Raw genomic sequence first — 23,073 nt, 5'->3', positions numbered from 1 at the left:
ATTGCTACCTCCTGATTTCCAAACCTTTAGTTATGCTTTCATTGATTTCATAAATTTATCAAACAAATATGCTGAATCTTGTGGTCCTGGTGCACCTTCTGGATGAAACTGCACAGAAAATACAGAAAGCTCTTTATGTCTCATGCCTTCCACTGTATTGTCATTTAAATTCACATGAGTTATAATCATTTTCTCTTTTACACTTTCAGCATCTACTGCATATCCATGATTTTGAGATGTTATATACGCTCTATCCTTTTCTATATCATATACCCCATGATTTCCACCTCTATGTCCATATTTCATCTTATAAGTATCCCCTCCAACTGCTAGAGCCAACATCTGATGTCCTAAGCATATTCCAAATATAGGGTATTTATCAATTATACTTTTTATTAATTTTATTCCTTCCTTTACTGTTTTAGGATCTCCAGGACCATTGCTTAAAAGAATTCCTTGTGGATTAAACTTTACTATCTCTTCATAAGATGTATCATAAGGAAATATTGTTATATCACATTCTCTATGCTTTAAATTTTCTATTATATTTGATTTTACTCCAAAATCTATAACAGCAACCTTTTCACCCTTGCCCTCTATATGAATAACTTTCTTAGTACTAACCTCTTCCATAAAGTTTCCTTGTAATTCACTTTTGTCTAAATATTCATCAAGCTGTTTTTTGCTTAAATCTTCTGTTGATATTACACACTTCATAGCCCCTTTACTTCTTACCTTCTTAGTTATACTTCTTGTATCTAAATCACAAACTCCAACTACATTCATCTTTTTAAGCATATGATCTACAGTATTTTCGCTTAAGTAGTTAGAAGGATTATCTGATATGTTTTTAACCACAAAACCTTTTGCATGTACCTTAGTGGATTCATCCTCAAAACTATTTACACCATAGTTACCTATTAGTGGATATGTCATTGTTATTACCTGACCAGCATAGGATGGATCTGTAAGTATTTCCTGATACCCCGTTATTGAAGTATTAAAAACAAGCTCTCCAACAGAAGTTCCATTTTTACCAAAACCTTTTCCCTCATATATGCTACCATCTTCTAAATATAATAATCCGTTCATACTATTCACCTCTATAATTTTTTATAAATAAAGCCCCCTGCGTGCCACAGAAGGTTCAAGCCCATTTCACTCTAAACTTAAATTTATACAGCATTTATGTATAAAATAAAATTTGTCATTTGCTTTTTAATTGATTTTAGGCTGATTTTTAAATTTATCTTGCTTATTTTTATTCATTACAATTAATATTTATACATAGAATATCACAAAGATATCGTGTTGTCAATAACCCCTCAATTAAAGTATTTTATAAAAAACAGACCCCAAACTTTAATAGTTTGAGGTCTAAAATAAAAATATATATAGAACAATACTTAGCTATTTAATATTCCTGCTGCCAGGTTTTACATATGGTGTACCTTCTTTACACATAGGACATTCTTCTTTTTCATAACTTTTAATATCTAACTTTACAGCACTGTATAAAGGATATTCTACTTCTACCCCTTCTGCCCTTCTATCTACTATACAAATTATTCCTACCACTTCTCCACCTAACTCTTTAATGATATTTGCTACTTCTAGAAAAGACTTACCTGTAGTTATAACATCTTCTGATATTATAGCCTTCTGTCCTTTCTTTATTTCAAATCCTCTTCTTATAGTCATCTTTCCATCTTGTCTTTCAGCAAATATTCCAGGTTTTCCTGTTTGTCTTGCTAGTTCATAGGATACAACTACGCCTCCCATAGCTGGTCCTACTATAATATCAAAATCTACATCTTTAAGCTTATCTGCTACTACCTTTAAAACTTTTGCAGATTTATCAGGATATTGTAGTAATTTTGCACACTGACAATATCTATTACTATGTTTTCCTGAAGATAGAAGAAAATGTCCTTCTAAAAGTGCACCTACTTCTTTTAATGTATCTATAACCATTTTATCTGTGTTTTCCATTTTAAATTCCTCCATATGCATGAAATTTTATACAATTCCTCTTATTTCACATAAATCTTTTATATTTTCTTTTTCCATATAATTCTTTATTCCATTTATAATATCTAAACATATATCTGGCTTTATAAAATTTGCTGTTCCAACTTGAATTGCAGTAGCACCTGCCATAATAAATTCTACAGCATCCTTCCAGCTGCTTATTCCTCCAAGTCCTATTATAGGAACATTTACTGCCTTACTAACTTCATAAACCATTCTAAGTGCTATAGGTTTTATTGCAGGACCTGATAACCCTGCTGATATATTATCAAATACAGGTTTCCTTTTATTAATGTCTATAGCCATGCCTTTAAAAGTATTTACAAGAGATATAGAATCCGCTCCTGCCTCACAACATCTATAAGCCATATCTGTGATATCCTCTGCATTAGGTGAAAGTTTCACCATCAAAGGTTTTTTGCAAATCTTTTTAACTTCAGATACTACTTCAAAAGCAACTTTTGATTTAATTCCAAAAGCCATTCCTCCTGATTTAACATTAGGACAGGATATATTAAGTTCTAGTATGTCTATATCCGTACTATTAAGCTTTTCTACGCCTTTTATATAATCCTCAATAGCTGCCCCACCTAAGTTGGCTATTATAGCTGTATCAAACTTTTTCATATTTTTAAGTTCATACTGTATAAAATGATCAACTCCTGGATTTTGAAGTCCTACACTATTTAACATTCCGCCTCTTGTTTCAAATACTCTTATGCCATCGTTTCCTTCTTTAGGGTTCAATGTAAGACCTTTAGTGCATATTCCTCCTAATTTTGATACATCATAAAAATTAGCATATTCCTCACCAAAACCAAAAGTACCTGATGCAGCAATAACTGGATTTTTCAAATCTACTCCGCATATATTCACATTCATCTTAATTCTCCATTCTCAATATTAATTAAGAAGTCAACTTTCACTGTCCTATGTCCTCTGTCAATTGTCCTCTATAAAAGTTCTTCCCCTGAAAACACTGGACCATCTTTGCATGTTCTTTTGTTTCCATGCTTTGTTTTACAAGTACATACTAAACAGGCACCTACACCACAGGCCATATGTTTTTCCATAGAAACATAAACTTTTACATTCTTATCTTTGCAAAGCTTAATTACTTTATTCATCATAATTTCTGGCCCACAACATAAGACTACATCATAAAGCTCAGGTTTAAATATATCCGTTATATATCCCTTATGTCCTTCTCTTCCAGTTTCAGTTGATACATTTACATTTTCAACAATTCCCTTAAATTCATCAATAATGTAGCTTTTATCCCTAAATCCTGCGTACAAATCTACCTTACACTCCTTAAGGGATTCTGCCACATACTGCATAGGTGCTGTTCCTATACCTCCTGAAACTATAGCTACTTTTCCTTTTATATTATCTATGTCAAATCCATTTCCAAGTGGCCCCATAATTTCTACAGTTTCAGATTTCTTCAACTTGCTTAAAATTTCAGTTCCTTCACCAACTACTTGATATAAAAAAACTATTTTTTCCTCATCTATATGATTTATACTTATAGGCCTTGATAAAATAGGTTCTTTGTTCCAACATTTCAACATATAAAACTGACCTGGCTTACCATTAAATTTGCCTTTAATAGTTAATTTATATACTGGATTTTCTATTTCAATATTTTCATAAACTTTTTCAGTTGAATAATTCATCTTTACTTTTTCCATAAATCATTCTCTCTTCCTTAAATAACTAATCATATATAGATTTAGCCATTAATCTTCAATTTACTAAGTATATCATCTCTCATTCTTACAACTTCTTTTCTTGCACACTCTCCGTAATTTTTTTCTCCATCTTCAACCTTTTTATAGGCAAGTAGTATTCCTCTAGAAGAATTAACTACTCCTCCATTTCCCTGATGCAAGTAAAGTGCTACATCCTCAGCTTTTCCTCCTTGTGCTCCATATCCAGGTATAAGGAAAAACATCTTATTTAAGTCAGCTCTAAGCTTTATTCCTTCTTCTACATGAGTACATCCAACAACTCCACCTATGGAACTATATCCACAACTTCCCATGCACTGCTCTCCAATTTGTTGTATCTTTTCTCCCACAACGTTATAAACTTTTTCTTTTTCCTTTGTATCTACATACTGTATATCTTCAGCACCTTTATTAGATGTTCTAACCAGCAAAAACAAACCTTTTTCTTTATTTTTTACATAAGGTAAATAAGGTTCCACTCCATCCAATCCCATATACGGATTTAGAGTTACAAAGTCACTTTCAAAATCTCCTTCAAAATGTGCCTTTGCATACATCTCTGCTGTTTTAGCTATATCTCCTCTTTTTATATCTGCAATTACTATAGCCTTTTTGCTTCTTATATATTCAAGAGTTTTCTTATAAACCATTAGCCCTGATATACCTAATGCTTCATAATATGCTATTTGGACTTTATAGCAGCTAGCTACATCTAAAGTTGCATCTATTATATTTTTATTGTATTCAAAAATAGCATCTTCTATTGAAGTATTCTTGTTAATTACCCACTTAGGAATATATTCTACATCAGTATCTAAACCAACACATACATGACCATTCTTTTCTACACTTTCAAACAATTTATCTATTATCATAATTGATTACAGCTCCATTCACACTTTATTGGATTTTTATGCTCACTTTTATATTTCGCTAAATACTGTATTTCCAGACTTTAATGTTCTTATCACAGCTCCATATACATTCGTTCCATTAAAAGGAGTATTTTTACCCTTTGATTTAAAAGTATCTGAGCATATTTCATATTTTTTCTCTGTATCTACTAAAACTAAATCTGCATCATAGCCTATTTTTATTTGTCCTTTTTTAACACCCATTATATAAGCTGGATTTTTAGACATTATTTCTGAAAGCTTACTAAAACTTATTTTTTCTTCTTTTACAAGCTTTGTATAGCATACTGAAAAAGCAGTTTCTATTCCTGATATTCCTGGTGATCCATTCTTTTTATCCTCTGCCGTATGTGGTGCATGGTCTGTACTTATAGCATCTACCCATCCATCTTTTATAGACTTTATTAAAAACTCAACATCCTCTTTTTTTCTAATAGGAGGATTTACTCTATAATCATTGTCTACAAGTGCTATATGGTGTGGTGCAACTTCACAAGTTACATTAATTTCTTTTTTCTTAGCTTCTATAATATATTCCATGGATTCTTTTGTACTTACATGTGCTATATGAACTGCACATCCTGTAAATTCAGCTAATGCTATATTTCTCCATGTCATAGTGTTTTCTGACAACCTTGTGTCTATATTACTAAGTAAATGTTCCTCACAATGGCACATAACAATTCTCCCTTTTTCTTTTGCTTTAACCATTGCTTCAAGCATAACCTTGCTGTCCATTACATCGCTTCCATCTTCTGATATTATTTTTACAGAAGGATCTAACCTATCCAAATGACTTATATCTCTTCCATCAAAATTATTTGTTATGCTTGATACTTGATGAACATCTATAATTCCTACTTCTTTCGCTCTATTTAAAACATAATTTATAGTATCCATACTACTGCATATAGGCTTGGTATTTGCCATAAGGTTTACCATAGTATATCCACCTTTAGCTGCAGCATAACTTCCACTTTCAATATCTTCTTTATTTGTAAATCCAGGTTCCCTAAAATGTACATGTAAATCTATAAATGATGGCAATAAAGTTAATCCTTCAGCATCTATAATTTCACAATCTTTTTTTAAGTTCTTTCCTATTTCACAAATTATACCTTCATTTATATAAATATCTCCAATGAAGTTCTGTGACCAATCTACTATTTTTGCATTTTTTATTAATAGTTCCATATAAGCATCCCCTTTCTTTCGATCAAGAGGACAAAAGATAATTTATCCTCTTAAAAATTATACTAAGTTCTACATATCTGAAACTCTGTAGGTTTCATCACAGTATAAGCATCTGTACTCTCCACGTTCCTCATCTGTAAGATGAAACACATGTGTTAAATCTCTCTCTACAGAAGTTATACATCTTGGATTTTTGCATTTTATTATATTTTCAACTTTTTCAGGTAACTTTAATTTTATCTTTTCCTTTATTTTTTCATCTTCTATTATATCTATTGTTATATTAGGATCTATAAATCCTAGTACTTTAAGATCCAATTCTAAAATATTCTCTATCTTAATTATATCCTTTTTTCCACACTTCTTACTTTCTGCATTCATTATTAATGCAACTGAATAATCAACATTATCCAATCCTAAGTAATTAAATATCTTTATTCCGTGTCCAGCCTTTATATGATCTATTACTATACCATTTCTCACACTATTTATTGTTAACATATTATAATCCCCCTTCAAAATTATCTAACACCTAAAAGCTTAGCAATTAATGCCATTCTTACATACATTCCATATTTAGCTTGTTTGAAATAGCAAGCTCTAGGGTCATCATCTACTTCATAAGCTATTTCATTAACTCTTGGAAGAGGGTGAAGAACTATCATATCCTGTGATGCTATAGACATTTTTGCTTCATCCAATATATAGCTATCCTTAAGTCTTATATAATCTTCCTCATTAAAAAATCTTTCTTTTTGAACTCTTGTCATATAAAGTATATCCAAATCTCCTATAACATCTTCTAACTTTTCTACTTCCCTATACTCTATATTATTTTTATTTAATTCTTTAATTATATACTCTGGGACTTTAAGTTCTTTAGGGGCTATCAAAACAAATTTATTGCCTTGATATCTAGATATGGCCTTTATTAAGGAGTGAACTGTTCTTCCAAATTTCAAATCTCCACAAAGACCTATTTTTAAATTTGACAATCTGCCTTTTATAGACTTAATTGTTAAAAGATCTGTAAGTGTTTGTGTTGGATGCTGATGTCCACCATCTCCAGCATTTATAACTGGTATTGGAGAGTTAATAGCTGCAACTTTAGGTGCTCCTTCTTTAGGATGTCTCATAGCAACTATATCTGCATAACATCCTACTGTTCTTATAGTATCTGCTACGCTTTCTCCCTTTGCAACTGAACTTGAATTTGGTTCTGAAAATCCTATAATCTGACCACCAAGTCTTAACATTGCTGCTTCAAAACTGAATCTAGTTCTTGTACTTGGTTCATAAAATAGTGTGGCTAGTAATTTACCCTGACAAACATGGGCAAATTCTTCTGGACTTGCAATAATTTGACCTGCTAATTTAAAAATTTCCTCTAGTTCTTCTAATGTAAAATCCATAGGGTCTATTAAATTTCTACCTTTTAACATAATATCTCCTCCTTCTTAGCCTCTCTGTGCTAAATTTAAAGGTATAAAAAAATGCCTTTCCTTTAAAGATTAAGGAAGGCATGGTTTCTCTACATACATTTTAACTATACTTTTTTCTTCAATTTGCCTTTCTAATCTCTCTGGATTAGTTTTAAAGGTTTAAATTTTCAATATTCAACTTTTATCTTATTTACTGTATCATAATTTATATGCAAAGTCAATATTTATTTCAAAGACTTTGCCACTAATGCAGCACCTATAGCTCCTGCATATCTGCCTAATTCATCAGCTTTGACTCTTGATTGAAGCTTTTCCGATAATTTTTCTATTATGTACTTATTGTTACTTAATCCACCTGTCAAAAAATAATTAAAACTATCCGAATGTTTTTGACATAAGGACTTTACCTTACTTGCTATAGAATCTACTACTCCGCAAGCAATATCCTCTCTTCTTTTTCCACTGCCAATTAAACTTATAACTTCTGATTCTGCAAAAACTGTACACATAGAACTTATAGTAACTTCTTTCCCTTGCTCTGACATTTCACACATTTCTGTTATACTAAGTCCCAAAGTATTTGCCATGAGTTCCAAAAATCTTCCTGTACCTGCTGCACATTTATCATTCATAGTAAAATTAGTTACCTTTCCATCCTGTACAGTTATTACTTTAGTATCTTGTCCTCCTATGTCTATAACAGTACAGTCTTCACCTAAAATATAATATGCTCCTTTTCCATGACAAGTTATTTCAGTAACAGTTTTATCTGCATAAGGTACAGAAACCCTACCGTAACCTGTAGCAACAATCTTAGAGTTATCTTTGTTCAAATCTAATTCTTTCAATTTTCCTCTTATATCCTCTGCTGTTTTCACACCACTCCAGCCTGTAGGCAAAACAAATGTATCTTTCATTTCATCATCATTAAAAATACAAACCTTTGAAGCAGTCGATCCTATATCTATTCCTACGTAAAACATTAAAAACCTCCAGTTTAACAGAATAGAGAATGGAAAACATGCTTTTCCATTCCCCATTTAAATTTTTTACTTACAAATATGGATTTTTTACCTTTTTATCCACAGAATGAAACCCTAAAATCTTCACATTGTGCATATCTATTAAAGCTTTTATCTTATCTTCATCCTCTTTATTATACATTATAGAAATACCGCAGCAAGTTGAAAGTTGCCTAGGTGTCGGTACTATTGTATACTTTATTTTTTGTTCTTTCAACACTTTCTCCAATTTCATACCCTCTGTATGAGATGGAAATAATATATAATATCTTATTTGCTGCATTTTGCTTACCTTCTTTTAAATCATTTCAAGGAAAGCTTCTACTCTTGTTTTTATTTGTCCAGCATCCTCTGTGGAATAATCTGTCTCTATATGCATAACAGGTATATCTTTTTCTTTTAAAGCTTTCTCAACTGCTTTATGTTCAACTGCATAAGTATGACAGAATGATAAATTAAAATCTATTACACCATCTACATTATATTCCTTTGAATATTTTATTATATCATCTATTCTGCCTGTGTTAGGAGTAAAACAAGCGCAGTTTATATTTAAATATCTATCTGCTAAATTTTTAATTAATTCATCTATAGTTTCTCCTTCTTCTGACACTTCATTTTCAAAATATCTTGTACCTGTACAAGTTTCTTCCACTATTACTTGTGCATTTAATCCTTCTATTATGGAATGAAGTTTCCAGTTTGGCAATGCCATAGGAGTTCCTGTTATCATTAATCTCTTCTTTCCTTGATCTTTTAAATTCTTAACTTTTTCATCTAATTCATCACAGAGTTCGTTTAATTTTTCAACAAATCTATGAGGATCATCATAAAAAGCAATTTGAGATATTAAAAGGCAATCCAAACCACTAATTGGTGATGGCTTGTACTTTCTTAAATCATACAATCTCTTTAATGCTCTTCTTTTAGCATTAGCTATTTTTATACCTTCTTTAAGGCTCTCTACTGTAACTTTATTGCCTGTAAGTTCTTCAACTTTTCCAATAAGATCTTTTATTTCACTACCCCATGATGTATAATCCTTATCTCTTTTCATCTGTGGTAAATCCATAACATGAACTGGAACATAATCTTCTAGTACTTCCCAAGCCTTTTTCTTACCATCACAGGTAGTTTCTCCTATTATCATATCGCAAGATTGGAAATATGGACAGGTACCACCAACTTTAGCTCCCATAAATGCTTTTATAAGCGGACACATATTTCTTGGTAAAACCTTTTCTCCATCTTCTATCCAAAATTGTGAACCTGCACAAAGTCCAACTCCAATAGCATTAGCTGCAAGTATTACTTCATCTGGTACAAATACACAAAAAGTACCTATTACCTTTCCGCCTTTTTTTCTATGTTCATCTAATTCTTGTATTCTAAGTCCGTGTACTTCAGCAACAACAAAATTAAAATAATTCATACCTTCTGGTCTGTCTTCTTGATTTAAATATGTATCACCATAAAGTTCTGGCAATACAGCACATAACTTATCATGCTTTTCCAAATCTACTCCTAGATCTGTCCATAATTTTCTATAATCTCCCATTATAACTACCTCCAACTACATTTTATACATACATATTAACATAACAAATCTTGAAAACGTTATTTTAATATTTAATAGTACATGTTGAATCTATAAATTATTCTTTTTCAAAAATTAAATCATTTCTATAAAAGCACCAATTCTAGTTTTAAGCTGTCCTATGTCCGTTTGAGAATAATCAGTTTCTATATTTAAATAAGGTATATTTTTTTCTTTTGTTACAAATTCTTTTATTGTATAAGCTTCTACATTATAAGTATGGCATGCTTGAAGTATTACATCTACAACTCCATCAACTTTATATTCATCTATTAGCTTAGACAACAATTCTATTCTATTATTATTTGGTGTCATACAAGAACAAGCTATATTTAGATATTTACTTGTAAGGGCATCCATAGGATCAATATTTTCATCTACTAAAAATCCTATATCTTTAACACCTCCACAATTTTCGAAGCAAACAACCACTCCTCCATTTTGTTCTATCGTGTTGATTATTTTATCAGTGGACTCACCTAAAGGACATCCTGTTACTAGTATTCTTTTTGCTGAACTAGATACTTTCTTTTCTCCTTTTTCATAAGCTTCTTTAATACTTTTTGTCATATCACTTATAGTTTTTATTTCCTCTTCCTTATCATAGCTAAAAGCTGCACCTCTAAGAACCTTTAATATATCTATGCCTTCAATAGGAGGCGGAGTCATTTTCCCTAGTTCATAGAATTCCCTTAAAGTTTCCCTCTCTCTATTTTTCAATTTAATTTCATCCCTTAAATTTTCTTCAGTTATCTCTACATTAAATTTCTTTTCCAATTTTTCTTTTAGTTTAATAATTTCATTTTTCCAAAGTTTATAAGAGTCTTCACCTTTTGTAGTCTGAGGTAACTGCATTACATGCACATCTTTTATCTTTCCAAGCATTTCATACATTTTTTTCTTTCCATCACAAGTAGTTTCCCCTACTATTAAATCTGAAAAATAGGTGTAAGGACACTTTTCTGTTATAGCAAAACCATAACTGGATTTTATAAGAGGACATAAATTTCTTGGCAGATGCTTTTCAGCATCAGGTATTGGCTCTTCACTAGTTCCACATATTCCTATTGGTATAGCTCCAGCTGCAGAAATCACCTCTTTTGGAGTAAACGCACAAAACACACCTACAACTTTTTTTCCCTCATCCTTAAGATTTTTTATAGTTACAAAACCTTTTCTTCTCTTTTCACCAAATTCATTTATTTTTTGTGGCAATTCATTCATTTTAAATCCTCCAATTTATACATTAAATTTATTCAAAGTACTATTCTCCATTACAATCGGAAAACATGACATTATAAACATTATCAATTTTATAATAGCATATATACACTACTGCTACTTATTATATTTATTTATAATCAATTATATATCTATAACAAATTTATATAGTTACTTATTATTATATTCTAATAACTTTGTAAAAATAAATATCAGCCGCAAGGCTGATATTTATTCAACAAATCTAAATTTATAAATTTAAGAGGATATTAGATTATTTTTTTATATTTATAACATATCCTTTATCTCTTAAGCTCTTTATTATACTCTCCCCATGTTCCTCAGATTGAACTGTAATTTCTAATGATACATCAGCAGATTCAAGCCCTCTTTCATTCCAGTTGCTGTTTTGTCTTACTGTAACAACATTTCCACCCATTGCTCCTATTTCAGATATTAAAGCTCCTAATGTTCCTGCTTTATCTTGAAGTTCTGCTTCAAATCTTATTCTTCTCTTTTCAAAAACTAATTCTCTTTCTATTATTTTAGCTGTAGTTGCTATATCAGTATTTCCTCCACTAACTAGAGCAATAACATTTTTGCCTTCTATTCCATCTATTTTTTTAGCTAACAAAGCTGCTAAAGGTGCTGCTCCTGAGCCTTCAACTATTAGTTTATTTCTTTCCATTATTTGAAACATAGCATGAGCTATTTCATCTTCACTTATTGTAACTACTTCATCTACATATTTTTGAATGTATTTAAAGCATTCGTCTCCTATTGTGCTAACTGATATACCATCAGCTAAAGATTTTGCTCCTGGTACAGTAGTAGCTTTTCCTTTCTCTAGTGCAACTTTTGCAGATGGTACTATTTCTGGTTCAACTCCTACTATTCTTATTGAAGGTTTTATTGATTTAGCTGCTACGGCAATACCAGATATTAATCCACCACCACCAATTGGAACTACTATAACATCAGCTTCAGGTAAATCTTCTAACATTTCAAGAGCTATGGTTCCTTGGCCTGCCATTACATCTATATCATTGAATGGTTCTAAAAACGTTGCTCCTGTTTCTTTTTGTACTTCTACAGCTTTATCATGACATTCATCATATACTTGACCTGCCTGAATAACTTCAGCACCATATCCTTTTGTTGCTGCTACTTTTGCTTGTGGTGCAGTTAATGGCATTACTATAGTAGATTTAACATTAAATGATGTTGCAGCATAAGCAACTCCTTGGGCATGATTTCCTGCTGAAGAAGCTATAACTCCTCTTTTCTTTTCTTCTTCTGTTAAATTAACTAATTTATTATATGCTCCCCTTAATTTGAAAGCACCAGTTTTTTGTTTATTTTCACACTTTAAGTATAAATTACAATCACATTTTTTTGAGAAAGTACTTGTATGAAACATAGGTGTTTTTCTTACTACTTCCTTAATATTTTCTTGAGCTTTTTTGATTCTTTCTAAATTTAATTCCATAACTTATTCCCCCTGCTTGTATAAATATTTTATATAATTCATCCTTAATGGATAATTTCTATCATAATTTTCAAATATTGAATTAAATATTTCATATATTTTTTGTCAAAGTTTTTATATTGTATATTTTTACAGTGTTGAATTTTTTTACATTTTGTCTTTCTATCAAACGTTTACACTTGTTCGTTGTACGCAGATATCTGTTTTTTTAAATAATTTCATCAGAATATGTTTAAAACTAATTTTATGTTTTCTTAATTTCTAATTATATTCTATCACACTTAAACGTTTTCTACAATTATATTTTGATTTAAATTACATTTTTTTGCGATATATTTTATAAATTTTGATTTTTTTATTTCATATGCAGAAGAAAAAATTTCATTTTCCTTTAAAAAACACATTTTACGGTACCAGATGCATCAAGTATTTATATTGTGCCCACTAATGATAAACTTTAAAACCTTTTAAAGTTAAAAAAACAAACAAATTTCAGCATCGAATTTTGTTATCATTCATATAACGTTTAGTTCATAAATTTACTGGTCTATAATGATTTTTTAATTATAATTTAATTTAAAGATAATATTCTATAATTTCATTAAAGTATAATAGTATTTTTGTCGAATATATATTTATATTGTTTATTTTGATTGTATTTTAGCTAAATATAAAACATTTTGAGTTATCCCCAAAATTTTATAATTTAGTTATTATAATCAGTTATTCCAACACTATTTACAACTGATTATATAAATACATATAAAAAAATCGAATATGTGCATCAAATTACAATGAAATTTTTAAGGAGGTATAAATTATGCAGATATTCGATCAGATCTATTGAAAATTGTTTATCAGCAGAACTTAGGTGACAAAAATAACTTAAAAAAAGAAATTAATGATTTGATTAGTAAAAATGATACAAGTATAGGTGATTATGAAAAAACACTATTATCTAATGAAGAAGAATCAACTTTTTTAAAATTAAAAGAAGATGGAAACACATATAAGGAGGCTTTTAATATTGTAATAAAATTTGTTGATGAAAATAATTATAAAGATGCTCAAGAAAAATTTTCCAATATTACCAAGGCAAGAATAAAAATTTATGAAGATATGGATAATTTAATAAAAATAAATTCTGATAAAGCAGATAAATCAGATATTCAAAATAGAATTACATATAAATCATCTTTAATTACTACCACTATTATAATTGTGCTAGGATTAGTAGTTGCAATTATGCTTGGTTTATTTATAGCATTTATGATTTCAAAGGAAATTACTAAGGTTTTAGAATTAGCAAAAGCTTTGGAAGATGGAGATTTAACTAAATCCATAGAAGTAGACAGCAAAGATGAAATAGGAAATTTAGGAAAAGCCTTAAATAAAGCTTGCGAACATATGAAAGATTTAATAAGTTCAATAATGAATAGCGCTGGAGATATAAGTGCTTCTAGTGAAGAACTATCTGCAACTACTGAGCAAATTACATCTATGATGGAAGCTGCAAACGAATCCACTGAACAAATAGCACAAGGCGCGCAAGAATTAAGCTCAACAACAGAGAAGGTAAACGATTCCATGCAAGAGATTTCTACTTCAACTAATGCATTATTAGACAAATCAATAAGTGCACAAAATTCTTCAGATGAAATAACAAAACGTGCAGTTGAAATAAGAAATAAAGCGGCTAAAAATATAGAAGATGGAAACACAATATATAAAGAAAAACACGATAATATTATAAAATCTATTGAGGATGGCAAAGTTGTCGAACAAGTTAAAATTATGGCTGATTCCATTGGAAACATAGCAGAACAAACAAATCTCCTTGCATTAAATGCTGCAATAGAAGCTGCCCGAGCTGGGGAACAAGGAAAGGGTTTCGCTGTAGTTGCAGATGAGGTTAGAGATTTGGCAGAACAATCTTCTCAAGCTGTACTAAATATAAAGAATATGGTTTCCCAGGTAAAAAATTCTTTTGATTCTTTGTCAAAAAGCGGACAAGATATATTAGATTATATATCAAATAATGTAAATCCTAATTATGCGCTTCTTATGAATACAGGTATACAATATGAAAAAGATGCTGAATTTATAAAGAACATGGCCGAAGAAATTTCAGATTCTTCAAAACAAATGGATAATGCTATAAGTAATATAAGTGGCTCAGTTGAAAATATATCTGAAACTTCAGAAGAATCAGCAGCTAGTTCAGAAGAGATAATGAGCAGTATAAACGAGATAACAAAGGCTGTAAGTGAGGTTTCTAAATCTGCTCAAAGTCAAGCTGAACTTGCACAAAACTCAATGAAATGGTTCATAAATTTAAAGTATAATTTTAGAAAAAGCATATATCTTTGTGTAAATTTAAGTTGATATGATAAAGTTTATTCGAAAATTACTACTGATATGGTATATACATCAGTAGTAATTTTTCATATATAATGTTCAATCCTATCTTCGAACATTATGCTTAGCTGAGCCAATGTTAAAAACCATTTCTGATTAATGGTAAAATGGAATAAAAATACAAAAAATTAAAAAAGCACTAACCCTAGTGCTTTCAATTCTTTATGGTGCGCCCAGCAGGATTTGAACCCGCGGCCTCTGGATTCGAAGTCCATCACTCTATCCAACTGAGCTATGGGCGCTCATTAGGATATTTGTGCGTTTTACTTACTTCCAGGTCTCTGAATTAAAACTTAACATTTAAAACATAAAAACGCATATTTGGAGCGGGTGAAGGGAATCGAACCCTCGTAACTAGCTTGGAAGGCTAGCACTCTACCATTGAGTTACACCCGCATGTTTGGAGCGGAAGACGAGATTCGAACTCGCGACGTTCACCTTGGCAAGGTGACGCTCTACCACTGAGCCACTCCCGCAATCTTTGTTGATTCAGAATACATGGTGCAGGTGAAGGGAGTCGAACCCATACACCGTTAGGCGCTAGATCCTAAGTCTAGTGCGTCTGCCAATTCCGCCACACCTGCATGTATTTTTAAATTATAACTTATAAGTATAAAATATACTTATTGGTGGCTTACCGGGGAATCGAACCCCGGACAACATGATTAAAAGTCATGTGCTCTACCAACTGAGCTAGTAAACCATATGGCTGGGATGGCAGGATTTGAACCTACGAATGTAGCAGTCAAAGTGCTATGCCTTACCGCTTGGCGACACCCCAATATTTGTTATTTGTTATATTTGTGGGGTGAACGAAGGGGCTCGAACCCTCGACAACCAGAACCACAATCTGGCGCTCTACCAACTGAACTACGTCCACCGCAATTTGGTGCGTCTTAAGGGATTCGAACCCCTGGCACACGGCTTAGAAGGCCGTTGCTCTATCCAACTGAGCTAAAAACGCATATTTGGAGCGGGTGAAGGGAATCGAACCCTCGTAACTAGCTTGGAAGGCTAGCACTCTACCATTGAGTTACACCCGCAAATTATCAAAATATAACAGAAACTTATTAACTTTTTTAGTACTAAGCCTCTTGGTCGGGGTGACAGGGATTGAACCTGCGACCTCATGGTCCCAAACCACGCGCGCTCCCATCTGCGCCACACCCCGGCATTTCAGTGATTTAATCACCTAAATAATCTTTTCAATGGTCGGGGTGACAGGGATTGAACCTGCGACCTCATGGTCCCAAACCACGCGCGCTCCCATCTGCGCCACACCCCGACATTCAAGACTTATCTTGAACGTTCTTAGAAGTTTTTATCAACTCCCGACAACATAAATTATTCTACACGATATATCGGAATTCGTCAATACATATTTTAAAACTTTTTTAGTTTTTTTTATTTAAACTCCCTTTATCCCTGGATTAATCTTACCATCTTTTATCTCTATTATAGCTACACTATAGAACTCATCTCTTGGTACTGCAGGGCTTCCCGGGTTTACAAACCATATACCATCCTCATAAGCAATTTGTGATACATGTGTATGTCCAAAAAGTACTATATCAGCTTTAATTTCTAAAGCTTTATACCTTATTCTGGATAAATCATATTTTACATCATATCTGTGACCATGAGTTATAAATACTCTTTTATCTGCAAGAACTTCAATTTTTTCACTAGGGACATCCACAGCAAAATCGCAATTTCCCTTAACATTTATAATCTTACCCTTATAATACTTTTCTATTTCTTTAACATCTTGCACATTGTCTCCTAAGTGTACTAATACATCTACATCTCCTATCTTTTTTATGGCATTTTCAATAACCCATACATATCTATGAGTATCGCTTATTACACCTATCTTCAACTTTTACTCATCCCCCATAAGATTTATAATTTCACGCTCCAATTCTTTTAGAGCATTCGCCCTATGACTTATTGAGTTTTTTAAATCAGACTTCATTTGTGCAAAAGTCATTTTATATTCTGGTATATAAAATACTGGATCATATCCAAATCCATTTGATCCTCTTTCTTCGTTTATTATTGTTCCATCTATTTCTCCTTGAACCTTTATTACTTTGCCTGCTTCCGATATTAGCACCATAGCACATACAAACTTTGCTTTTTTATCTCTATCATCTTTTTCTTTCAATAACCTTAACAGCTTTTCATTATTTTTCTTATTATTTCCATGCTCACCTGCAAATCTTGCTGAATATACTCCTGGTGCTCCATCTAAGCAATCAACCACAAGTCCTGAATCATCTGCTAATACCATTTTATTTTTTAAAATTTTATGTATCTCATTAGCCTTTTTATAGGCATTTTCCATAAAAGTAGTGCCATCTTCTTCAACATCAATATTTATATTTGCTTCCTTAAGAGACAAAACTTCTATAGAATATTTCGAAAGTATTTCTTTAATCTCTACTATTTTATTTTTATTGTTGCTTGCAACTATCAATTTTTTCATTTTCTCTCACCTGTTCCAATCCATAATGAATCCATCTTTAAACTTTCTTTTTGTATTTGGATCACATGATTTATTCCCTGCTCAGCAAGCAATAAAAGTTCATTTAAATCCTGTTTAGAAAATGGTTTTTCCTCTCCCGTACCTTGTATTTCTATAAATTCTCCCGAATCTGTCATTACCACATTCATATCAACATTAGCTTTAGAATCTTCTTCATAACATAAATCCAGCATTTTCACATTTCCTACAATTCCTACGCTTATAGCACCTACAAAATCTCTAACTGGATATACATTAAAGGGAGTTTGTTTGTGTAACTTATTTACTGCATCTACTAAAGCTATAAAAGCTCCTGAAATTGAGGCTGTTCTTGTTCCTCCATCTGCTTGTATAACATCACAATCTATCCATATTGTCTTTTCTCCAATTGATTTTAGATCTACTACAGACCTAAGTGCTCTTCCAATTATTCTCTGAATCTCCATAGTCCTTCCATCAATTTTTCCTCTATTGATATCTCTGATTTTTCTAACTTTAGTTGATCTAGGTATCATATTATATTCACAAGTAATCCATCCTTCACCTTTGCCTTTCAAGAATGGAGGTACTTTATCCTCTATTGAAGCTGTACAAATTACTTTTGTATCTCCTGCCTCTATCAACACAGATCCCTCGGCATACTTAGTATAATTTCTTGTAATCTTTGTATGTCTAATTTGATCATTTTTTCTACCATCTATTCTCAAATCTATCCCTCCAATGACTCTTAATATAAATTACACAACAATCAAACTATATTATTCTTTCTTCTAATACAAATAATTCATCTCTTTCTGGTGGAAGCACTTCCTTCTCAATATGTCCTTCTATCAAAATACCATTCTGTTTAACAATTTTGCCTATTATAGATGCTTCTATACCTTGTTCTTTCAATATATCTATCAATTTATCTCCATTTTTAGTTGTTATAAGCATACTTCCAGAAGATATAAGTCTTAGAGGATCTATTGAATATTTGTTGCATATCTTTTGAGTTATGTTACTTATAGGCATTTTTTCTTTATATACTCTAAATCCTAAATTGCTAGCTTTAGCGACCTCCCACAATGCACCTAAAACTCCACCTTCAGTTATATCATGCATTGAATTAACTCCAAATTTTCCTGCTATAACGCCCTCTTTTACTACACTTAAACTGTTTAAATATGCTTTAGCCTCTGCTATTTCTTCACATGTCAAAACACCTTTAATTTTATCCGTATAATCACTTACAACTATACCTGTTCCTTCAAGGCATAATGATTTAGTTACTATTATATCATCATCTTCCTTAGCTCCAGAAGTAGCAATGGACTTATCTTTCAATCCCTTTCCTATAACAGTACAGGATATCACCATTTTATTCACAGCTCTGGTTACTTCCGTGTGTCCTCCTAAAATTTCAACATTTAATTTTTTAGTTTCTTCTCCTATTTCCTTCATAACACTTTTTATGTCTTCTAAAGAAGAATTCTCTGGTGCTAATATTGTAACTAATATACCTAAAGGTTCTACTCCAGAAGATGCTATATCATTGCAATTTATATTTACCGCTAATTTCCCAGGATTTTTTTCTGCTCCAGTAATAGGATCTGTTGATACTACACATTCATATTCTCCAAAGTCTATTACACTGCAATCTTCTCCTATTCCGCTTTTAATTTTAACATCATTTCTAATTGCTCCTTTAGAGCTATCTATTATGCTTTTTAAATCATCCCAATTTAATTTTCCGACTTTCATAAAAATTTCTTCCTTTCTATAAAAATAAATAAGCACTATTTCACACTCTACTTCATATTATTTATATAAGGATTAATTTATGGTAGGTGTATGTTTTGAAATATATTGGCCCATTTTTAAGAATTAATAAATTAAAAAAAGAAAACATAGAACATCAACTCTTTTTTTTAGCAAAAGAATCTTTAAATCAAATTGTACTACATTCTAAGTGTGGAGTATATACCTCCATTAAAGAACTCAAAATAAAAAATTTATCTAGTTCTGATATTAACACATTTGGTAATGTTTCTCCACTTCTATGTCTGTATAAGAAGGGAAATCCTAAAATTACAAATATTGATGATGAAGTATGCTGGAACGATGAAAGCTTTAAAAAAGAAATAAATATTGATAGTAACGCACTTATGACTCTTTCTCTTCTTGAATTATGTAACTATTATAAACAATTTGAAGGTATCAATACTAAAAAATCGAACTTAGCTAAGCTTTACATGTGCATTTGTAAAAAACAACTTGATTTTTATGCAACACATTTTAGAAATGCAGATGGCGTTTTTGTTGATAAAAAAGAAAGTAAGGATTTTTATGATGGAGAGGTAAGTTTTGAAGAAAAGAATAAAAAATTCAAGTTTTCATCACAAGCTTTATTTATGGATGCATATTATAGATGTGCTTCTTTGAGTGATGATGAAGAAAAAGATTCCTATGAAAATTTTGCATTAGATATTCTTAATATGTTTATTGAGTTCAAAGAAGACATATATGTACTTTCTCTTGATGAAATATTAAAATTAACTTTAAACTTAAATATTTTTTATAGTTATTCAAAAAATAAACAATGTAAATTACTTTTACTAGATTTATGTGAATTGATATATGACAGGTTTAATAATACTCCTCTTACATCTTATGATGATAAATTAGAATATGATTGTCTGAAATATATAAACTACTTTCTTTTCTATAAAAATACAGGAATTATGAAGTTCAAGGAAGATGCTGAAAAAGTTCATACAAAGCTTTTAAATCTTTACGACCCTGAAAAAGGCATTTTTATAAAACATACTGAAAAGAAGGAAATAACATTTTCTTGTGTTGAAATATCATTATATTTGCTTGTGTGCCTAATTCACGAAAACATAAGTAAAGAACAAAGCGACAACAATTTGATTATATTAGATGTATTTAAACGCCAACTCATTGATTCAGGTATTATATTAAGCTGGCCAGATATTCCTGACCTAAATGACATAGAAAGATATAAAAACTATACTCTAAAGTCTGAAGATTTAATAGATGAACAGTTCTTTAGGACAGCTTCTTTGCCTACTCCAGAAAGCTGTGAAATTACCTCAGTATTTGTAAAACATGTTGTTTACAGCAGAAAGAAAGAAACCTTTGAACCATCTAAAACTTCTTTTGATAGTTACAAAAACATGTTTATATTCTTTCTAATCATATATCTTCTAAAATCCTAAAATATATGATTAAAAGACTATTATAAAAATACTATTTAAAAAACAAAAGCCATGTATAAATAAGAAAAAAATTTTCCTATTTACATGGCTTTATTCATCTTCAGAAAATACTAAATTTTTATGCTTCAGTTACTATCTCTAAATTATGAAAATCCAGATTACCCATTTGATTTATAGAAACCCCTTTTATATTATATTTTTTACAAACTAATATCTTATTAAAATACATTGGTATAACAGGCAATTCTTCCATTAGTATATCTTCAGCTGTCCTTAATTCAGCTATCTTTTTACTTCCATCACTTTCTATTCTTGCCTTTACCACCATATTATCAAATACTGCATTACTATATCCATAAACATTATTTTTAGAAGATGATTGCCATTGTTCTAAAAATGATAGTGGATAATCGTATGCAGCTTCATATTGTATTTTTGCCATATCGTAGTCACCTTTTTTCATCTCATCATTTAATTCTTCTGTACCATAGCCCTCACAATTCACTTTTATTTGCAAGTTATCTTTTAAATTTTTAGCTATATTTTCACAAATTTTTTTATTTTCTACTGTATCTAAATAAATTATTTTTAATGAATCTGAATCTTTATTATATTTACTATTCTTAATAAAATTTAAAGCTTTATCTTTTTGTATGCTAGCTGAAAAAAATTCCTTATTTATATAAACTCCATTAGTGCCATTACTTACTCCTTCTGGTATAAATGATAATCCTGATTTTGCTGAATCATTCAATATATTTTTTGATATGGCATCTCTATCTATACATTCAGATACTGCTTTTCTAAAATTCACATCTTTTACTATAGTATCTTTCTTTAAGTTAAAAACTAAAGCTCCTACAGAAAGTGACCCTTGTTGTATAATACTATCCTTACTCATAAGATTTTTAACTTCACTTATTGGCGGCTTTGTAAATAAATTAATTTTAGAACTTTGAAAAGCTGCTAATGACGCTTCACTGCCATCATTAAAGGTTATGCATATCTTATCACTTTTCACACTATCTTTATTCCAATAATTCTTGTTCTTTACTAACATCATTTCATTATTATTTTTAAAATCACTTATTATAAAATATCCAGAATACAATATATTTTTATAATTTTTACTCCAATCCTTTAAGTTATTATCTATTTTTCTTATGCCATATGTAGGTTGTGCCAATAAATTTAAAAAATAGCAACATGGATAATTTAATCTTATTTCTAAACTTTTTTTATCCAATGCCCTAATTGCTACATTACTAAAATCGGTTTTTCCATTTTTGTAATTTTCCGCTCCAAATATACAATAAAGCTGTTCTGCATATTTATTTTCAACATCTTTGTTCAAAATCTCTTTAAAAAAATTTACAAAGTCTTCTGCTGTAATATAAGTACCATCACTCCATTTTGCATTATCTTTTATTTTAAATGTATAACAAGTTTCATCCTTACTTAAAGTCCAACTTTGTGCTATTGCTGGAGTTATCTTTCCATTATCATCAAGTCTTATAAGTCCTTCAAATAAATTATTTAGTAAGTCCTGTTGTCTTATATTAGAATCATTAAGCATGAATAAGTCTTTTGGCATTTTCCCAATATTATATACTATATAATTTCTTATCTGTTCGCTTTTACTAGTTTGCACATCTTTTTCCACACAACCATTAAAAAACATAAAACTTATAATTAGCAAACAACAAATAATTTTCTTCATATAGCATCTCCCTTACATAACAATATATCTAGATTATTAGCAGTTATGCAAAAAAATAAACAAAACTTACACAATAAGTTTTGTTTATTTCTTTATTTTCATGGTAGGTATTGTAAAAAATTTAATTTATCAATGTTAGGTTGTTTTTTTATAAATTTCTTTATATCTATCTTTTTAATTTTTTTATGTAAATTATTATACATGTATTTCTCAAAAAAACCTGTAGTAATATAAATTCCTCTTTTTATTTCATAGCTTTCCAAATAATTTATAAATCCTTCATAATCATTCTTTGTTATAATATCTTTTTTATGATACTTTAACAAAATTTCTTTTTCTTTTCCCATAAGGTCTATAAGCAATGTATTCGAATCCTTTAAAATCATTTCATACTGTATATTATAATTCCAACAACTTTTAGTTATACTGTCTGATATTTCATTAATACTTACTTTTTTCAATTTCATCTCATAAAATTCTGTTTTTTGTCCGGTGAAACATGATTTGAAAAACAAGTTATTCACACTTCCCCCTCCGAAAATAA

Annotated in this window: 20 protein-coding genes, 11 tRNA genes and 1 pseudogene; 2 read left to right on the top strand and 30 right to left on the bottom strand. The window is 30.4% G+C overall.

Annotation, left to right across the window (positions count from 1 at the left end):
• Positions 1-30: 30 nt before the first annotated feature.
• The 13 genes from carA to ilvA all read right to left on the bottom strand — a co-directional run bounded on the left by carA (position 31) and on the right by ilvA (position 12,643).
• Positions 31-1,092 carry a glutamine-hydrolyzing carbamoyl-phosphate synthase small subunit gene (carA, locus tag EG57_RS0219885; protein WP_032078865.1) on the bottom strand — a complete coding sequence of 354 codons (1,062 nt, stop codon included), beginning with the start codon at positions 1,090-1,092 and terminating at the stop codon, positions 31-33.
• Between the two features lie 318 nt (positions 1,093-1,410).
• Entirely contained in the window at positions 1,411-1,992 is a 582-nt protein-coding gene (pyrE, locus tag EG57_RS0219880) for an orotate phosphoribosyltransferase (RefSeq protein ID WP_032078864.1), read from the bottom strand.
• A 27-nt stretch (positions 1,993-2,019) separates the two neighbouring features.
• Positions 2,020-2,913 (bottom strand): dihydroorotate dehydrogenase, encoded by an 894-nt coding sequence (locus EG57_RS0219875; RefSeq protein ID WP_032078863.1) that lies wholly within the window; start codon positions 2,911-2,913, stop codon positions 2,020-2,022.
• A 71-nt stretch (positions 2,914-2,984) separates the two neighbouring features.
• Positions 2,985-3,725: a dihydroorotate dehydrogenase electron transfer subunit gene (locus tag EG57_RS0219870; RefSeq protein WP_029163045.1), complete on the bottom strand. Its 741-nt coding sequence runs from the start codon at positions 3,723-3,725 to the stop codon at positions 2,985-2,987.
• A 41-nt stretch (positions 3,726-3,766) separates the two neighbouring features.
• The gene (gene pyrF / locus EG57_RS0219865) at positions 3,767-4,639 is read right to left on the bottom strand and encodes an orotidine-5'-phosphate decarboxylase (protein ID WP_032078862.1); all 873 of its coding nucleotides are present in this window, start codon (positions 4,637-4,639) and stop codon (positions 3,767-3,769) included.
• 48 nt (positions 4,640-4,687) lie between these two features.
• Positions 4,688-5,872: a dihydroorotase gene (locus tag EG57_RS0219860; RefSeq protein ID WP_032078861.1), complete on the bottom strand. Its 1,185-nt coding sequence runs from the start codon at positions 5,870-5,872 to the stop codon at positions 4,688-4,690.
• A 69-nt stretch (positions 5,873-5,941) separates the two neighbouring features.
• Positions 5,942-6,373 (bottom strand): aspartate carbamoyltransferase regulatory subunit, encoded by a 432-nt coding sequence (locus tag EG57_RS0219855; RefSeq protein ID WP_029163048.1) that lies wholly within the window; start codon positions 6,371-6,373, stop codon positions 5,942-5,944.
• A 20-nt stretch (positions 6,374-6,393) separates the two neighbouring features.
• Positions 6,394-7,314 carry an aspartate carbamoyltransferase gene (pyrB, locus tag EG57_RS0219850; RefSeq protein WP_029163049.1) on the bottom strand — a complete coding sequence of 307 codons (921 nt, stop codon included), beginning with the start codon at positions 7,312-7,314 and terminating at the stop codon, positions 6,394-6,396.
• A 224-nt stretch (positions 7,315-7,538) separates the two neighbouring features.
• On the bottom strand, positions 7,539-8,297 hold the full coding sequence (locus EG57_RS0219845; protein WP_032078860.1) for an acyl-CoA dehydratase activase: 759 nt from the start codon (positions 8,295-8,297) through the stop codon (positions 7,539-7,541).
• Positions 8,298-8,367: 70 nt separating this feature from the next.
• A complete protein-coding gene (locus EG57_RS0219840; RefSeq protein ID WP_032078859.1) occupies positions 8,368-8,619 on the bottom strand; it encodes a putative Se/S carrier protein in 252 nt (83 codons plus the stop codon).
• Positions 8,620-8,634: 15 nt separating this feature from the next.
• Positions 8,635-9,894, bottom strand: a complete 1,260-nt coding sequence (locus EG57_RS0219835; protein ID WP_032078858.1) for a double-cubane-cluster-containing anaerobic reductase — start codon at positions 9,892-9,894, stop codon at positions 8,635-8,637.
• A 114-nt stretch (positions 9,895-10,008) separates the two neighbouring features.
• The gene (locus EG57_RS0219830) at positions 10,009-11,157 is read right to left on the bottom strand and encodes a double-cubane-cluster-containing anaerobic reductase (protein ID WP_032078857.1); all 1,149 of its coding nucleotides are present in this window, start codon (positions 11,155-11,157) and stop codon (positions 10,009-10,011) included.
• 271 nt (positions 11,158-11,428) lie between these two features.
• Positions 11,429-12,643 carry a threonine ammonia-lyase gene (gene ilvA / locus EG57_RS0219825; protein WP_032078856.1) on the bottom strand — a complete coding sequence of 405 codons (1,215 nt, stop codon included), beginning with the start codon at positions 12,641-12,643 and terminating at the stop codon, positions 11,429-11,431.
• 816 nt (positions 12,644-13,459) lie between these two features.
• Here ilvA and EG57_RS25235 point away from each other — a divergent pair.
• Positions 13,460-14,988 (top strand): annotated as a pseudogene (locus EG57_RS25235) (methyl-accepting chemotaxis protein); the annotation flags it as partial.
• Positions 14,989-15,226: 238 nt separating this feature from the next.
• On the opposite strand, the gene EG57_RS0219815 reads toward EG57_RS25235, so the two are convergent.
• From EG57_RS0219815 to EG57_RS0219745, 15 genes are all read right to left on the bottom strand, one after another.
• A tRNA-Arg gene (locus EG57_RS0219815) sits at positions 15,227-15,303 on the bottom strand.
• Positions 15,304-15,383: 80 nt separating this feature from the next.
• Positions 15,384-15,457, bottom strand: a tRNA-Gly gene (locus EG57_RS0219810).
• A 5-nt stretch (positions 15,458-15,462) separates the two neighbouring features.
• Positions 15,463-15,537 (bottom strand) — tRNA-Gly (locus EG57_RS0219805).
• Positions 15,538-15,560: 23 nt separating this feature from the next.
• Positions 15,561-15,645, bottom strand: a tRNA-Leu gene (locus EG57_RS0219800).
• A gap of 43 nt (positions 15,646-15,688) precedes the next feature.
• Positions 15,689-15,764, bottom strand: a tRNA-Lys gene (locus EG57_RS0219795).
• A 3-nt stretch (positions 15,765-15,767) separates the two neighbouring features.
• Positions 15,768-15,842, bottom strand: a tRNA-Gln gene (locus tag EG57_RS0219790).
• Between the two features lie 23 nt (positions 15,843-15,865).
• Positions 15,866-15,941 (bottom strand) — tRNA-His (locus EG57_RS0219785).
• 7 nt (positions 15,942-15,948) lie between these two features.
• Positions 15,949-16,025 (bottom strand) — tRNA-Arg (locus tag EG57_RS0219780).
• A gap of 5 nt (positions 16,026-16,030) precedes the next feature.
• A tRNA-Gly gene (locus EG57_RS0219775) sits at positions 16,031-16,104 on the bottom strand.
• A gap of 52 nt (positions 16,105-16,156) precedes the next feature.
• Positions 16,157-16,232 (bottom strand) — tRNA-Pro (locus tag EG57_RS0219770).
• A 38-nt stretch (positions 16,233-16,270) separates the two neighbouring features.
• A tRNA-Pro gene (locus tag EG57_RS0219765) sits at positions 16,271-16,346 on the bottom strand.
• Between the two features lie 123 nt (positions 16,347-16,469).
• Positions 16,470-16,940 carry a metallophosphoesterase gene (locus EG57_RS0219760; RefSeq protein ID WP_032078855.1) on the bottom strand — a complete coding sequence of 157 codons (471 nt, stop codon included), beginning with the start codon at positions 16,938-16,940 and terminating at the stop codon, positions 16,470-16,472.
• 3 nt (positions 16,941-16,943) lie between these two features.
• Entirely contained in the window at positions 16,944-17,549 is a 606-nt protein-coding gene (locus tag EG57_RS0219755; protein ID WP_032078854.1) for an XTP/dITP diphosphatase, read from the bottom strand.
• The gene (rph, locus tag EG57_RS0219750; protein ID WP_032078853.1) at positions 17,546-18,295 is read right to left on the bottom strand and encodes a ribonuclease PH; all 750 of its coding nucleotides are present in this window, start codon (positions 18,293-18,295) and stop codon (positions 17,546-17,548) included. Before rph ends, EG57_RS0219755 begins: the two co-directional genes overlap by 4 nt.
• A 46-nt stretch (positions 18,296-18,341) precedes the next feature.
• Complete coding sequence (locus tag EG57_RS0219745) at positions 18,342-19,331, bottom strand: AIR synthase family protein (protein WP_032078852.1); 990 nt, start codon at positions 19,329-19,331, stop codon at positions 18,342-18,344.
• A 95-nt stretch (positions 19,332-19,426) separates the two neighbouring features.
• Here EG57_RS0219745 and EG57_RS0219740 point away from each other — a divergent pair, with 95 nt between their 5' ends.
• Complete coding sequence (locus EG57_RS0219740; RefSeq protein WP_032078851.1) at positions 19,427-20,809, top strand: hypothetical protein; 1,383 nt, start codon at positions 19,427-19,429, stop codon at positions 20,807-20,809.
• A 118-nt stretch (positions 20,810-20,927) separates the two neighbouring features.
• On the opposite strand, the gene EG57_RS0219735 is transcribed toward EG57_RS0219740, so the two are convergent.
• A complete protein-coding gene (locus EG57_RS0219735; protein ID WP_032078850.1) occupies positions 20,928-22,529 on the bottom strand; it encodes a peptide ABC transporter substrate-binding protein in 1,602 nt (533 codons plus the stop codon).
• Positions 22,530-22,627: 98 nt separating this feature from the next.
• Positions 22,628-23,053 (bottom strand): hypothetical protein, encoded by a 426-nt coding sequence (locus EG57_RS0219730; RefSeq protein WP_032078849.1) that lies wholly within the window; start codon positions 23,051-23,053, stop codon positions 22,628-22,630.
• Between the last annotated feature and the right edge of the window lie 20 nt (positions 23,054-23,073).

Source organism: Clostridium drakei, assembly GCF_000633595.2.
GTDB lineage: Bacteria > Bacillota > Clostridia > Clostridiales > Clostridiaceae > Clostridium_AM > Clostridium_AM drakei.
The sequence above is the reverse complement of the archived record's forward strand: the minus strand, read 5'-3'. Positions and strand labels throughout refer to the sequence as shown.

Bases quoted from the DNA above. Each gene is read 5' to 3' on its own strand.
- carA (WP_032078865.1), bottom strand. From the start codon at position 1,092: ATGAACGGATTATTATATTTAGAAGATGGTAGCATATATGAGGGAAAA.
- pyrE (WP_032078864.1), bottom strand. From the start codon at position 1,992: ATGGAAAACACAGATAAAATGGTTATAGATACATTAAAAGAAGTAGGT.
- EG57_RS0219875 (WP_032078863.1), bottom strand. From the start codon at position 2,913: ATGAATGTGAATATATGCGGAGTAGATTTGAAAAATCCAGTTATTGCT.
- EG57_RS0219870 (WP_029163045.1), bottom strand. From the start codon at position 3,725: ATGGAAAAAGTAAAGATGAATTATTCAACTGAAAAAGTTTATGAAAAT.
- pyrF (WP_032078862.1), bottom strand. From the start codon at position 4,639: ATGATAATAGATAAATTGTTTGAAAGTGTAGAAAAGAATGGTCATGTA.
- EG57_RS0219860 (WP_032078861.1), bottom strand. From the start codon at position 5,872: ATGGAACTATTAATAAAAAATGCAAAAATAGTAGATTGGTCACAGAAC.
- EG57_RS0219855 (WP_029163048.1), bottom strand. From the start codon at position 6,373: ATGTTAACAATAAATAGTGTGAGAAATGGTATAGTAATAGATCATATA.
- pyrB (WP_029163049.1), bottom strand. From the start codon at position 7,314: ATGTTAAAAGGTAGAAATTTAATAGACCCTATGGATTTTACATTAGAA.
- EG57_RS0219845 (WP_032078860.1), bottom strand. From the start codon at position 8,297: ATGTTTTACGTAGGAATAGATATAGGATCGACTGCTTCAAAGGTTTGT.
- EG57_RS0219840 (WP_032078859.1), bottom strand. From the start codon at position 8,619: ATGCAGCAAATAAGATATTATATATTATTTCCATCTCATACAGAGGGT.
- EG57_RS0219835 (WP_032078858.1), bottom strand. From the start codon at position 9,894: ATGGGAGATTATAGAAAATTATGGACAGATCTAGGAGTAGATTTGGAA.
- EG57_RS0219830 (WP_032078857.1), bottom strand. From the start codon at position 11,157: ATGAATGAATTGCCACAAAAAATAAATGAATTTGGTGAAAAGAGAAGA.
- ilvA (WP_032078856.1), bottom strand. From the start codon at position 12,643: ATGGAATTAAATTTAGAAAGAATCAAAAAAGCTCAAGAAAATATTAAG.
- EG57_RS0219755 (WP_032078854.1), bottom strand. From the start codon at position 17,549: ATGAAAAAATTGATAGTTGCAAGCAACAATAAAAATAAAATAGTAGAG.
- EG57_RS0219745 (WP_032078852.1), bottom strand. From the start codon at position 19,331: ATGAAAGTCGGAAAATTAAATTGGGATGATTTAAAAAGCATAATAGAT.
- EG57_RS0219735 (WP_032078850.1), bottom strand. From the start codon at position 22,529: ATGAAGAAAATTATTTGTTGTTTGCTAATTATAAGTTTTATGTTTTTT.